The sequence below is a fragment of the Acinetobacter sp. ANC 4218 genome (assembly GCF_002135245.1).
GTDB lineage: Bacteria > Pseudomonadota > Gammaproteobacteria > Pseudomonadales > Moraxellaceae > Acinetobacter.
On the sequence record NZ_NEGD01000009.1, the window covers coordinates 41,110 to 53,940 of the forward strand.

General features: G+C 44.4%; 12 protein-coding genes. 1 reads left to right on the forward strand and 11 read right to left on the reverse strand.

Annotated features, from left to right (window positions below):
- Window positions 1-67: 67 nt before the first annotated feature.
- Both B9T38_RS09955 and B9T38_RS09960 read right to left on the reverse strand, forming a co-directional pair.
- Window positions 68-895: an ABC transporter ATP-binding protein gene (locus B9T38_RS09955; RefSeq protein WP_086196657.1), complete on the reverse strand. Its 828-nt coding sequence runs from the start codon at window positions 893-895 to the stop codon at window positions 68-70.
- A gap of 37 nt (window positions 896-932) precedes the next feature.
- The gene (locus B9T38_RS09960) at window positions 933-1,148 is read right to left on the reverse strand and encodes a TOBE domain-containing protein (protein WP_086176493.1); all 216 of its coding nucleotides are present in this window, start codon (window positions 1,146-1,148) and stop codon (window positions 933-935) included.
- Between the two features lie 229 nt (window positions 1,149-1,377).
- On the opposite strand from B9T38_RS09960, the gene B9T38_RS09965 reads away from it, so the two are divergent.
- Window positions 1,378-2,466 carry a sigma-54 interaction domain-containing protein gene (locus B9T38_RS09965; RefSeq protein WP_086196658.1) on the forward strand — a complete coding sequence of 363 codons (1,089 nt, stop codon included), beginning with the start codon at window positions 1,378-1,380 and terminating at the stop codon, window positions 2,464-2,466.
- A 197-nt stretch (window positions 2,467-2,663) separates the two neighbouring features.
- On the opposite strand, the gene B9T38_RS09970 is transcribed toward B9T38_RS09965, so the two are convergent.
- The 9 genes from B9T38_RS09970 to B9T38_RS10010 all read right to left on the reverse strand — a co-directional run bounded on the left by B9T38_RS09970 (window position 2,664) and on the right by B9T38_RS10010 (window position 12,523).
- Window positions 2,664-3,494 carry an ABC transporter permease gene (locus B9T38_RS09970; protein ID WP_086196659.1) on the reverse strand — a complete coding sequence of 277 codons (831 nt, stop codon included), beginning with the start codon at window positions 3,492-3,494 and terminating at the stop codon, window positions 2,664-2,666.
- A gap of 22 nt (window positions 3,495-3,516) precedes the next feature.
- Entirely contained in the window at window positions 3,517-4,350 is an 834-nt protein-coding gene (locus B9T38_RS09975) for an ABC transporter ATP-binding protein (protein WP_086196660.1), read from the reverse strand.
- A 21-nt stretch (window positions 4,351-4,371) separates the two neighbouring features.
- Complete coding sequence (locus tag B9T38_RS09980; protein WP_086196661.1) at window positions 4,372-5,400, reverse strand: ABC transporter substrate-binding protein; 1,029 nt, start codon at window positions 5,398-5,400, stop codon at window positions 4,372-4,374.
- Between the two features lie 11 nt (window positions 5,401-5,411).
- A complete protein-coding gene (locus tag B9T38_RS09985; RefSeq protein WP_086196662.1) occupies window positions 5,412-6,224 on the reverse strand; it encodes an ABC transporter permease in 813 nt (270 codons plus the stop codon).
- A gap of 2 nt (window positions 6,225-6,226) precedes the next feature.
- Window positions 6,227-7,072 (reverse strand): ABC transporter permease, encoded by an 846-nt coding sequence (locus B9T38_RS09990; protein ID WP_424623755.1) that lies wholly within the window; start codon window positions 7,070-7,072, stop codon window positions 6,227-6,229.
- The gene (locus B9T38_RS09995; RefSeq protein WP_086196664.1) at window positions 7,066-8,316 is read right to left on the reverse strand and encodes an MFS transporter; all 1,251 of its coding nucleotides are present in this window, start codon (window positions 8,314-8,316) and stop codon (window positions 7,066-7,068) included. Before B9T38_RS09995 ends, B9T38_RS09990 begins: the two co-directional genes overlap by 7 nt.
- A gap of 15 nt (window positions 8,317-8,331) precedes the next feature.
- Window positions 8,332-9,387, reverse strand: a complete 1,056-nt coding sequence (locus B9T38_RS10000; protein ID WP_086196665.1) for an ABC transporter substrate-binding protein — start codon at window positions 9,385-9,387, stop codon at window positions 8,332-8,334.
- Window positions 9,388-9,420: 33 nt separating this feature from the next.
- Complete coding sequence (locus B9T38_RS10005; RefSeq protein WP_086196666.1) at window positions 9,421-10,920, reverse strand: putative porin; 1,500 nt, start codon at window positions 10,918-10,920, stop codon at window positions 9,421-9,423.
- Window positions 10,921-11,014: 94 nt separating this feature from the next.
- Window positions 11,015-12,523 carry an amidohydrolase family protein gene (locus B9T38_RS10010; protein ID WP_086196667.1) on the reverse strand — a complete coding sequence of 503 codons (1,509 nt, stop codon included), beginning with the start codon at window positions 12,521-12,523 and terminating at the stop codon, window positions 11,015-11,017.
- Window positions 12,524-12,831: the final 308 nt, after the last annotated feature.

The following is a 12,831-nucleotide window of genomic DNA, read 5'->3' on the forward strand; positions in this document are numbered from 1 at the left end:
TGGCTGTTTTAAGCAGACATTAAAAAACCTACTTTACGCAGGCTTTTGGATAAAACAGGACATAGCATTACCAGGCAAATTGATAATCTGAAAACTTCGCTGCCAGTTTATTACGGTGTAACTGGTCTTTTAACGGATCGCTAAAATCCGTCAAAATGTCATTTTTAATATTGTGCAAACGTACATCTTCACGTTTACGCGGATGGGCAACTGGGACATCAACAATACGTTTAATCCGGCCCGGATGGGGTTGCATCACCACTACGCGATCACCTAAAAATACCGCCTCTTCGACATCATGGGTCACAATCACCATGGTGATTTTTTCTGCCTGCCAAATCCGCTGTAATTCGTCTTGCAGGTTCTGGCGAGTTAAGGCATCCAGTGCGCCAAAAGGCTCATCCAGAAATAAAATTTCCGGACGATTGACCAGACTGCGGGCAATCGCCACACGCTGGTTCATGCCGCCTGAAAGCTGGGATGGATAGGCATTGGCAAAACTGGTCAGATTGACCAATTGCAGATGTTCATCAATCAGTTTGTCTTCTTCAGCCCGTGTCAGCTTACTTTGATGCAGTGCAATACGCACATTTTCACGCACGCTTAACCACGGAAAAAGACGGTGGTCTTGAAACACGATCCCGCGCTGTAAACTGGTGCCAAAAATCTTTTTGCCATCCACCTGAATCTGGCCTTGATAGCTATTTTCCAGTCCTACCAATAAGCGTAACAGTGTGGATTTACCACAGCCACTGCTGCCGACAATACTGATGAACTCACCTGGCTGGATGTCTAAATTGATATCGTCCAGCACAGTTAAAGCGTCATTGTTTTGTGTCGGATAGGTTTTGCTGAGTTGCTGAATAGATACATGGCCGGTTGCTTGCTGTGTCATCTCTCAATTCTCCTGTAAAGCTTGAGGCACTCGCGAATTAAAGCTTCGCCAGGGACACTTCCGTCGATTTGATTAACACCACAACTTCAGAACCGACTTTAAGGTCTAGGTCTTTGACTGAACGGGTACTGATAATTGAAGTGAACAGACCGGCTTTGGTTTCCACATTTATTTCTGAAACAACGTCACCTTCTAATACTTCTTGAATAATGCCTTTAAACTGGTTACGTACATTTACTGAAGTAATTGCCATTTTAATTCTGCCTTTTGTTATTTAGAGATCTCTAATATAAAACAGATTATTGATTTGCTTTATCTTGATTTATCCTTTAGTTATCCCTATTTTTTTTATCTTTTAAAAAGATAAAGAATCCCAGCTTTAATTTATATCTGAAAGCGATAATCAAATACCGATATATTATTTATCATTCCATTTTAAATATTTCATGATGATTAACATTTTCAACAAGTATAAGAATCTCATGTCTATTTTAACCCACCCCAATGTACCCTCTGCCCTGAAGCATAAGCGTGCAACGGCGACGGTATTTGAAGATCCTTTATCACAGGCGCTGCTTGCCCGTATTGAACAGATTGCGCCAAGTGAAGCCAATGCGTTGATTATTGGTGATACCGGCACGGGTAAAGAACTGGTCGCCCGGCAGATTCATCAGCTCAGCCATCGCGCCAAAGGCCCGTTTGTGGCGGTGAACTGTGGCGCTTTCACCGAATCATTAGTCGAAAGTGAACTTTTTGGACACGAAAAAGGGGCTTTTACCGGTGCAATCCATACCCGTGTGGGCTGGTTTGAAGCAGCCCATAATGGCACTTTATTTTTAGATGAAATTGGCGATTTATCATTGTCGATGCAGGTCAAATTATTACGAATTTTACAGGAACGCGAAATCGTGCGTGTCGGTTCACTCAAGCCGATTCCAATCAATGTGCGCATCATTGCTGCGACCAATGTCGATCTGGAAAAAGCCGTGCAGGACGGACGTTTCAGGGAAGATTTATTTTATCGCCTGCATGTGGCTTTACTCAGAATTCCAAAGCTTGCAGAGCGTCGTGATGACATTCTTCCGCTGGCAAAACACTTTATTCAGGTCTACCAGACCGACCCGCATGCGACCCCATTGCGTCTCAGTCAACTGGCGCTCAAAAAACTGACTTTGCACCCTTGGCCCGGCAATATCCGCGAGCTGGAAAACACCATTCATCATGCCGTTTTAGTCAGTAAAAATGGGGTGGTTGAACCGGAAGATATTACTTTCTCCAGTATTCAATCGATTGCCCAAAAAACTGAACCTTTTAGCTTTACTTCAACTACTTCAGTGAATGGAACAATTAAGGATCTTCAGGATGCAGGACAACTTTTGGAACAGACATTTCAGCGTATTTTTCAGTCTTCGGAACAGTTTAAACAGACCAATATCAATGAGCTGATTGAAGAAAAATTTATTCGCAGTGCCTATCAATACTGCCAGTACAACCAGGTACATACGGCTAAATTATTAGGCGTGACCCGTAATGTCATTCGTACCCGGTTAATTAAATATGGTTTATTATAAATATCCTCTCATTTATTTTATTATGCTTTTATTTTACTATTTAAATTTTAACCAGATAATAAAAAACCTCGATTTATCTATCGAGGTTTTTTATTAGGCTTCTTTTATAAATTCCTTTTATTTCTCCCTATGGGAGAAATACAAAGAGGGTGTGAATAATTATGAAAGAAGTCTATTTTAATGATTTTTAATTCTTATTATTCGACTGGATTACGTTTCCAGGCCGTAAAGTATTTTTCCAGGCCAATCAAAATATAATTAAACGATAATCCAACTAAGGTAATCACTAAAATTCCCACGAACATTTGTGGAATTTCAAAACTGAACTGTGAATACATAATCAGATAACCCAGTCCGGCTTTGGCACCAAACATTTCTACTGCCACCAAAGCCAGGATCGAGATCGCACCGGCCAGACGGATACCGACAAATATGGTCGGGACAGAAGCGGGTAAAATCACTTTACGGAACAGTTGATAGGGTTTTAAACCCATAGTACGTGCAGATTTAATCAGTAGCGGATCGACCGTTTGTACACCGGTAATGGTATTTAAGAGAATTGGCCAGGTGCAGGCATAGACCAGCAAACTGATTTTAGAGGCTTCGCCAATGCCTAAAAATAAAATGAACAGCGGCATTAAGGCCAGCGCCGTGGTATTACGAAACAGTTCCAGTAATGGATTGAGGGTTTCTGCAACCAGTTTGTACCAGCCGATCACCAAACCCAGTGGAATGGCAATCGCTAAGGCCAGAGCAAAACCAATGATTGAACGCTGAATACTGGCAAAGAAATGCGTACCCAATTGACCACTTTGATAAAGCTGCCAGGCCGTTTCCAACACGGTGGATAATGGCGGTAAAAATGCCGGACTGACCACACCTGTTCGAGGTAAGGTTTCCCAAAGCAATAAAAATAATATGATAGCAATACTACGTTTAAAAATGGTGTTCAGCCAGCTTAGTTCCAGACGTGGTTTTGACGGGCTAAAGGCTTCGCTATGCGGAATCGCCTGTTGAGTCGATGACATGATGAATAATCCTCAATTTTATTTATGCGTGAGCAAGCTGTTTATCTTTTTCGAGTGCTTGTGCCTTAATCACTTCTTCGCTTAAAAGCGACCAGATTTGATGACGAATTTTGCCGTATTCAGCCGTTGAACGGATGTCCTCATCTTTGGCTTTCAGGCTAGCTGGAATGTCGATGACTTCCTTAATCCGTCCCGGTCTAGAGGTCATAATGGCCACGCGCTGGCTCAGGAAAATCGCTTCATCAATACTATGAGTAATGAAAACAATGGTTTTTTTCGAGCTTTGCCAGATTTTAATCAGTTCTTCTTGCAGGGTTTCACGGGTTTGTGCATCCAGTGCGGCAAAGGGTTCATCCATCAATAAAATTTCAGGTTCATAGGCGAGGCTGCGTGCAATCGCAACACGCTGTTTCATGCCGCCTGAAAGTTCATTCGGATAATGTTTTTCAAAACCGGACAGCCCGACCAGTTGCAGGTAATACAAAGCTTTTTCACGGCGAGTTTTTTTATCTACACCTTTGGCTTCCAGACCAAATTCAATATTTTCTAAAGCGGTCAGCCAGGGATACAGTGCATATTGCTGAAACACAATGCCACGATCCAGACCCGGTTGGGTAATCTGTTTGCCACTGAGTAAAATCTGCCCCGAAGAAGGTTTGGTCAGGCCGGCAATCAGGTCAAGTAAAGTCGATTTACCGCAGCCGCTAGGACCCACGATGGAAACAAATTCACCTTGCTGAATATCTAGAGTGACATCTTCAACCGCCACGAATTCAGGTTTATAATTTTTGCTATTGGCATGATTTTGTGCGGGAAAAACCTTACGCACATGATCTAAATTTAAAGCACTGGTCATGGTTATATTCCTTTTTTAATCTTAATTTTTTTGTGCTGCATAAGGATTAAATTCATTGCTATACAACGTACTGACATTGAGCTGATGCGGTTTTAATTTCTGCTCTTGTACCAAAGCCTTGACCCAAGGTGCGAAGTCTTGGTCTTTTTGCACCCCACCCACTGCATGTACACCGGTTCCGGTATAAAATGGGATCAGGACTTTGGTTTCGTTGCGCTGACGTTTATCAATAATGCTTTCCATACGCGCAATAATTTGTTCTTTTGGTGTGTTGTGTAGCCACTCTTGTGCACGTGCCACACCATTGACAAAGGTTTTGGCCAGCTCCGGGTTTTGCTCAATAAAGTCGCGGCGCATTGAATAACTGCCGGCAGTAAATGGTCCATAAAGCTCAATATCTTTAAACACCGGACGGACACCTCCGCTTTTTAATGCGCGTTTTTCCAAAATGCCCGAGAACACAGCAATATCAATTTGCCCATTGCGTAAGGCTTGCTCGGCACTGATTGGCGGCAAGACAATCAGCTCCACCTCACGAATTTCTTTTTCGGTTAAACCATGACGCAGTAAATAATCTTTCACGATAAATTCATAATGTGCGCCAAAGGCATTTACCGCGACTTTTTTGCCAATAAAATCGCGTGCGCTACGAATCGGGCTATTTTCCAGTACATAGAAACCCACGTTCATTTCCGCATCACTGCCATAAGATGCAACAACCGGTACAACATCCAGACCTGCAGCAATCACTTTCACCACCGCCCCATTAAAGGCCGAGGCAAAGTCGACATCGCCTGCAACCAGCGTGAGCAGGTCTTGTGGACCACCCTGTACCGTGCCGACATAATCCAGTTTAATTTTGCCCAGGTAACCCAAGTCTTGTGCCAGTTCAGGCAAGGACACCAGACCGGGATAACTTTGGTAACGCAAATTCGTTACTGCAGCGGGAGGATTTTTTTCCAGCTGTTGTGTGCTACAGCCTGCAACGACACTTGCACCGATCACGGCAGCCAAGACCGCTTTTTGCCAAAATTTTGGGAGTATTTTCATTGTTATTTCTCCTAACTGCTCTGCTGCCAGCACAGGACTTTTCGTTCTATACGGACAAGGATGCTGTTTAAAATCACCCCGACAAAACCAATGCTCAGCATGCCTAAAATAATCAAAGACACATTAAACTGCTCACGACCACGAATGACCAGATTACCCAGTCCAACACCATAATTTGCCAGTAAAAATTCTGAACCCACGGTTGCCAGCCAGGCGAAAATCAAACCGAGTTGCAGACCGACAAAAATCTGTGGACTGGCGGCCGGTAAAATCAGCTTGCGGTAGGTATACAATTTTGGAAACTGATAGACTCTTGCGACTTCACTGTATTTCGCACTGATGCTGCTCACGCCTTCCAGGCTATGCAGCGCCACCGGATAAAATACCGAAAGGCTGATAAACAGGATTTTTGCGCCGTTGCCATAGCCTAAAAAGGTCGAAATTAACGGCAACCATGCAAAGAGTGACACCTGACGCAATACGTTAAAACCAGGTGCAAATAACCAGTTGATCCAGCGTGTAGTCCCTAAAGCCACCCCAAAGGCCACACCGAGCGTTGCACCAATGGCATAGCCGACAAAATTACGGCTCAAGCTCGCCACAAAACCCTGCCAAAATTCGGCTTGGCTAATGCTCTGGATTGCTCCGTTGAATACCGTCAAGGGTGATGGAATCAGTTTGGCATCCAGCCATTGTAAAGCAGATGCCACCGCCCAAAGTGCAATAAAGGCGAGGGGTAAAATCAAGGCTTGCAGCACTTTAATGCTTTTTTCTACAGCTGAATTTACACGGATGGCTGATTTTTCAAGACTGAGTTCTGACATGATTACCCCCCTACTCGCGTTGCATAAAAACGAGCAAGGCGTTCAAAGGCAGCCAAACCACTGTCCAGAATAAAACCGGTGATGCCAATTAAAATAATGCCCATGAAAATAATATCCATCTGCATCAATTGACGTCCCCACACCATCAGGAAGCCAATGCCTTCACTGCTTGCCAGTAATTCCACAAACACTAGAGCCAGCCACGCCTGCATTACGCCTTGGCGTAGACCGCTAATAATCGCAGGGAGGCTGGCAGGTAGAATGACTTTAGAAAAAGTCTGGAATTTGGAAAATTGATAGACCTGTGCCACTTCAATTAAACGGTTTGGCACTTGCTGAATGCCTTTAAATGTTGCAATCAGTACCGGTGAAACCACAGCTAATGAGATCGCAACGATCTTCAAGGCTTCATCAATGCCCAAGAAAATCATCAGCAGTGGAATCCAGCCAATGATTGGAAACTGGGTCAGGAGCTGAATCGTCGGCAAGACAAAACGCTGCGCACGCTGTGATAACGCAAACCAGATCCCCAGACTTAAGCCTACGCTCGCCCCTAAAGCCACGCTCCAGAAAATGCGTTTGGCACTGGTGGCAAAGTGAAATTGCAGATCACCCGACTGCCAAAGTTCAACGCTGGTACTCCACACCAATTGTGGCGCTGGCAAAATTTGCTCTGGCAACCACTGCTGCACGCTTGCCACATGCCACACCGCCAAAAACAACACCGGTAGCAGCAGACCACAAGCCAATTGCAAGGTTACTTTCAGGTATTTCTTAAAAAATTCAAATGCATTCCGGTAACTTTGCCACTGTACCGAATGTGTGCTTACATTCGTAAGGCTCATGATTCTTGTCCTTCTGCTGGTTGTTGTGAATCATCAGGTTTTAAAAAAGAGATAAATGCCTGATCACGAGAGATCAATAAAATCAGTCCGATAAACGCCAGACCAATCGGGAAAAACAGGTTTTGCAAGCCGACACTGGCACCCAATGCAGCGCCTAAAAAGCCGCCAAACAAGCCACCGGCTGGGCCAACCAGCGCCACAATCGGCGAAATTTTTGCCATCGCAGTTTGCTCGCCCACCCTGGCAAATGCCATAAAGTTGGCAATGTGCAGCATGCCCAAACCGAGTCCCAGCATCAGCGATGCCGGCCACATCCAGAATGTAATCGGCGTGATGGCCAAAATCAGTAAGGCACTGCCCATTAAGCTCAGTCCGATCCAGTAAAATTTCGGATAGCCAATCAGTTCGGCCCAGCCACCCAGGGTAAATAAGGAACCGACAAAAACCAGGCCTTGGGTCGTCAACAACATGACTGCCGCCGATTCAGCCATGGAGAAGCTTTGAATGGCGATAACGACAATGAAAAAACCAAAATAGTTATTGGCCAGACTGCTTAAAAACTCTAAAGCGCAGACCATACGTAAGGCAGCATGGGTTTTCAGTAATGCCAGTGGGGCAACCACATCTCGCCATTGAAAATGCGGTGCATTGGCTGCAGTCTGATGCACTTGCTGAAAGCAAAACGGGGCAAAAAATAGCGTGGCCAGAAACATCAAGGCAACACAGTAAAAACTGCTGCTATAACCAAAGTGCTGAATCAGCAAGACGGTTAAAGCCGGGGCAATCAGGAAAAATCCCATCATGTGTGAACCCCGGAACCAGCCTGCTTTGGCTGGCCCAAGACGCTTTAAATTGCTCAGGAAAACGGTATTAATCGAGACAAAGCGCATTGGTAAGACAAAGCTCACCAAGGCTGTCAATGCCAGTAAATACCAGGCACTTTCCTGCAATGGGGTGAGCGCATACAAAGCTGCACCCATCACACTACCCAGACTAAAAACTTTCAGTGAACCGAGACGCTGCACCATGACCCCAATCGGCAGCGCCATCAGCAGAATGCCTGCACTTTGCGCTGCTGCAATCAGTCCCAACTGAAGCTCTGTTGCTTCGAGCTGCACGGCGTACAATGAGATCAAAATACGGGCAACACCGACGCCTAAACCGGCAATAATGGTCAAAAGTACAAAACTGCCCATGAATTTTGCGCTCAGGGGGCTAAGGACAACATTGCTTTCAATCGGATTCATAACCACATTCCTGAATTATTTCGGCTGACCATTGGCATTAAATGCACGCCAATAGTTCTGTAAATTCAGTTCTTTCAAGGCATTGTTTAAGTACTTAGGCTCATACCAGGTTTTGGTATCGACATCGCGGCGGATGAGTTTTGCATCTTTGGCAATTTTTAATGCGCTGTCAATTTGTGCACGATGAAACTCGTCCAGTAATGGCGAATTACGGTCTTTCAGGTTCCAGCCATCCCAGGTTTTTTGATAGTCAACCAATGGAATACCACTTTGTGCCCACAGCTTGTATTGGGTGACACGGTTGGCTTCTTCAGAACTCCATTTCGCCTGTTTAATTAATGTGGTGACTACACGTTGCGTCACTTCTGGATATTGTTTTTCAAAACTTTCGGTTACCCAAAAATGTGTAAGTGGGGCAACTTTTGGATCCTTAATTTCAATTAACTTCTTTGCGACTCCACGTGAAACCAGACTAAAGGGTGAAGTAATCGTGGCATCAATATCTCTTGTTGCGAGTGATGTACGCGCAGAGTAGACATCTTGTGAAATAGCTCGTACATCACGTTCTGTCAGGCTATATTTTGCCAAGACACGGTTAAATACAATTTGACCTGCTGTTCCTTTGAATACGGAAAACTTCTTCCCTTTTAAGTCAGCCACACTCTTCGCATTAGAATCTGCTGGCACGACAACATAAGTTGGACCAAAACGTCCAGTTGAAAACAAAACCTTAGTTTTAAGACCGGTTGAACGCCCCACCAATGACGGCAAGTCGCCATGGAAAGCAAAATCGACCTTACCGTTAGCCAAAGCTTCATTGGTAGCGGGCCCTGCACCCGGAAAGAATAACCATTTCACCGCAATACCATCTTTTTTAAATTCTTGTTCCAGCACCCCTCTTGCTTGTGCAGTTGCAATAAAGAAACCGCCAAGTTTCGGTTTCCCACCTTCACCGGCACCAGACATAGAAATTCGGATTTCTTTCGGGTTGGCGGCATGAATTTGCAGGCTTAATCCCAGTGCTGATAGGGCCAAGAATGTTGCTGCAATTTTTTTAGAGAAAAGTTTCATATTTAACAGTCCTATATAATTTAAATAATTGAATTAAAATGTGTATTGGAATTGCGCCTGCAATTCGTTGCTGTCTTTTTGGGTGGCCGTCTCAATGTCATAAATGTAGTGATTGAGCTGTAACTGGAATTTGGTGGTCTGGGCAAAAAACAAGTTGAGACCCAGTGAATGAATGTCATATTCACCAATGCGGCCACTTGCGCTATCGAGATAATCTTTCTGATTTTTATTCGGGTTATAGCTGTCGTAACGGTAGTAACCCTGAACCGATTTCGGCCAGAAATCATCAAACTTGGCATTGGATTTAATGCTGTTATAGAACTGGTCACCCAAGGTATAAAATGCGGTGACGGTATGACCTTCTGCTTTGGCTTCTTTTATGGCAGGTACAGTCGTATCGATGTAATGGGTTTTGCCTTGCAGATACTCATAAGTCACGCCAAAGGGTGCGTGGTTGTAATACACATCAAAACCCAGACGATCACGTTTGGCCTTGTTGTCGCTAATGCCTGAACCAGATAATTTTGCTTCGCCTTTAATATAGGAAGCACCGAATTTCAGTTCGCGAAGCCAGCTGGCATAATCCACAGGTAAGGTAAATGCCACGCGACCGATATAATCTTTGCTATTGTTGTCATCGGTTTTATTACTGCCATTACCGTTGGTCACCCCAAGCGCGTATTCAAACAGCGGGGCACGATAGTTCGCGCCATAGTCCACAAATGGCTTGGCATCGCCACGCACAATCAAACCATTTTGACGGGTAAATAAACCCAAATACGTCGGTGCAGTTGCAGTGCTGATGGTGGGGCGTAAATCTTCCGGTGATTGCACGTCCAAGCCGAATGGCAGCAATTGTTGACCCAAAGTCAGGTTCAGCTTGGGAACTTCTGCACCGCCATTGGTAGAAAATACGTGATAGCGCAGGTAAGCATCCAGCAAGTTAAAGTTACTGTTGTTGCTGCCATCATTACGCTTTGAATAACCAAAAGAGGCCTGGTAATCGAGGTTTTTGCCTTCGTTATAATCTTTAAACAAGTTACCGCGCACGCCCAGCAATGCCGTACCCACATCAAAGCTTGATTTAGGCGTATTGGGTGCAGTGTTATTGTCCTGCACATTGGCACGCAGTTGCACCGTACCGAATAAAGTCGTATCGCGGGTCGACTTCACGGTTTGACGTTCATACTGACGAGACTGGTCATATTTATAGTTTTCGATATCGGCTCTTAAACCTTCAATATCGTCGGATGTTGCAGGGGTCGCTTCAGCCGTTACGACTTCTTCGCCAGTTGCGCTGTCTTGAGCGGTCAGTTCTTCGCTGTTATCTACATTTACAGTGGTTGGAACAACTGCTTTTTTTGTGGATGTCGAACTTTGCACTTCCACTGCATTTAAACGCTGTTGTAAAACTTCAATCTGCTTTTTGAGTCCCTCCAATTGCTTGTTGAGAGTGGCATCCTGGGCAAAGCTAAAACTCGATGTCGTCGTCAGAATAAATCCAATCGCAACAGTTAAACTCGTCTTTCTCATTGTTACATTCACTTCATCTATTGTTTTAAATACAAAATTTCCCCTACCCCATGCCAAAGGCATGAGGTTGTTTCAATTTTCCGAGTAGTTAGGTTTAAGCGGCCTGATTGTTTTTCAGTTTGTGTTCAACTTGCGTGCCCTTGAAGAAGTCCGGATTATTGGCGGTATAGAACTGGTATGGATTGGTAAAAACCAGGGCCTTGAAGTCTTCTGCCGTAATCGCGCCTTCTTGCACCAAGTCCCAAGTTTCTGCCAACGGCTCAGTTAATTCGGGAACATCCCAATGGCCAGAATCTGATGAATAGAGCGCATTAATTTTCTGACCAAATGGATTACCTTTAGGATTCAATGCACCGACAATCGTGCGGTCATCTGCTTCATTGCCAAAGTAGAAGTTCGGTACCCAACGATCCCAAATGTCTTGTTTGTTTTGTATTTTGGCCAAGGCAAAGTCATTTATTTCAGCTGGATTTTGCGTCTGGAAACGTGAAGTTGAAGCCACGCCAAATAAACTCTCGATAATCTCCGCTTCATTCAGTTCACGACCCTGGTACAAGGTATGTCCATATTGACGATACAGCTCTAGCGCCAATTCACGGTTTAGCCGTTTCGGGTTATATTGCTGCACATGCTCATTGCCACGTTTTTCAAAACGGTCAACCAGATGAGTCAACACGTTTTGCCCCCATGCTGCCCCTGCTTCTAACAAGGCAATACGAAGCTGTGGAATACGTTCAGTGACACCGCCAAAAAACAAGGCTTTGGCCAATGCTTCAGAGGCATCGGCAAAGTGGTTAATGTGGTTGAACATATAATTGCTTGGTGAATTACGTGCCACCCAGCTTTGACTGCCCGAGTGCGTCGACAGGTTAATCCCCAAATCCACACTCTTTTGCCAGAACGGGTCGTAGTCGTATTCACTATCGATGCCGAAGAAATCTAACCAGTAAGCATAACGACGCAGATCAGTATCTTCAGGATATTTCTCTGCAACAGCCTGAATTGGACGACGTACTGAACCGGGAATCAGTGCAGCTTTTAATCCCAATTTTTGTGCAAACTCGAGTTCCTCAATCCCTTCTTGCGGCGTATTGAGCGGAATCGCAGCCACTGGCGTCAATCGGTCGGCATAAGGCTGATAGATGTCGGCATGAAAATGGTTAATCGCACGGGTTAAGGACAGACGCAGGTCATCATTGGATGAATTAATTGGAAATAAAGACAGATTCGGATAGAGCACAGCATAGTCCGTACCGAGTTCTTCTAGACGCTCATACAATAAGCCCGGTAAGGCAACCGTTGCCAAGTCATAGGTATTTTCTGAAGGGAGTGCCCAAAATGGCGGACGGAATAGACGACGGTTTTTACGTTCTTCTGGGCTGGCGTTGTACCACTCTGCCGCTAATGCGTTTAAACCATTACTTTTTAAATGGCTACGAAATACATCGACCACACGTGAACCCCCATACTGCGCAATATAATCCTCCAGAGCCGGACTATAGGCATTGGTATGGATATCCGTATCAATCACCGGATAATCAAGCTGAGAACGTACTTGAGCAGCACGCGATTGTTTTGCCTTTAAATCTTTTAAAACTGTCATGAGGTTTACCTAATTTCTTATCATTACACCTCCCTGTTATTACAACAAGCGTGCCAACATTTTAAGTTATTGTTTTATATATACTTATTACCATTATCCCAACCAAATATGTTGGTTTTAACGCGATATGTGTGTTGATAATTCAACACTTGCTTATTTAAATTCAGCTGGTTTTTTTATTTTTATTTCTTATTTTTAGATATAAAGTTATTTCTGAGTCTCTCCTATACCTTCAATTGACGGGTTAAAACTTAAGAAAGCATACTTTTGGGCGGATTTGAAAAGCTGCATTTCAGCACATAAAAAAA

Bases quoted from the DNA above. Each gene is read 5' to 3' on its own strand.
- B9T38_RS10005 (WP_086196666.1), bottom strand. From the start codon at position 10,920: ATGAGAAAGACGAGTTTAACTGTTGCGATTGGATTTATTCTGACGACG.
- B9T38_RS09965 (WP_086196658.1), top strand. From the start codon at position 1,378: ATGTCTATTTTAACCCACCCCAATGTACCCTCTGCCCTGAAGCATAAG.
- B9T38_RS09960 (WP_086176493.1), bottom strand. From the start codon at position 1,148: ATGGCAATTACTTCAGTAAATGTACGTAACCAGTTTAAAGGCATTATT.
- B9T38_RS10000 (WP_086196665.1), bottom strand. From the start codon at position 9,387: ATGAAACTTTTCTCTAAAAAAATTGCAGCAACATTCTTGGCCCTATCA.
- B9T38_RS09980 (WP_086196661.1), bottom strand. From the start codon at position 5,400: ATGAAAATACTCCCAAAATTTTGGCAAAAAGCGGTCTTGGCTGCCGTG.
- B9T38_RS09995 (WP_086196664.1), bottom strand. From the start codon at position 8,316: ATGAATCCGATTGAAAGCAATGTTGTCCTTAGCCCCCTGAGCGCAAAA.
- B9T38_RS09985 (WP_086196662.1), bottom strand. From the start codon at position 6,224: ATGTCAGAACTCAGTCTTGAAAAATCAGCCATCCGTGTAAATTCAGCT.
- B9T38_RS09970 (WP_086196659.1), bottom strand. From the start codon at position 3,494: ATGTCATCGACTCAACAGGCGATTCCGCATAGCGAAGCCTTTAGCCCG.
- B9T38_RS09975 (WP_086196660.1), bottom strand. From the start codon at position 4,350: ATGACCAGTGCTTTAAATTTAGATCATGTGCGTAAGGTTTTTCCCGCA.
- B9T38_RS10010 (WP_086196667.1), bottom strand. From the start codon at position 12,523: ATGACAGTTTTAAAAGATTTAAAGGCAAAACAATCGCGTGCTGCTCAA.
- B9T38_RS09955 (WP_086196657.1), bottom strand. From the start codon at position 895: ATGACACAGCAAGCAACCGGCCATGTATCTATTCAGCAACTCAGCAAA.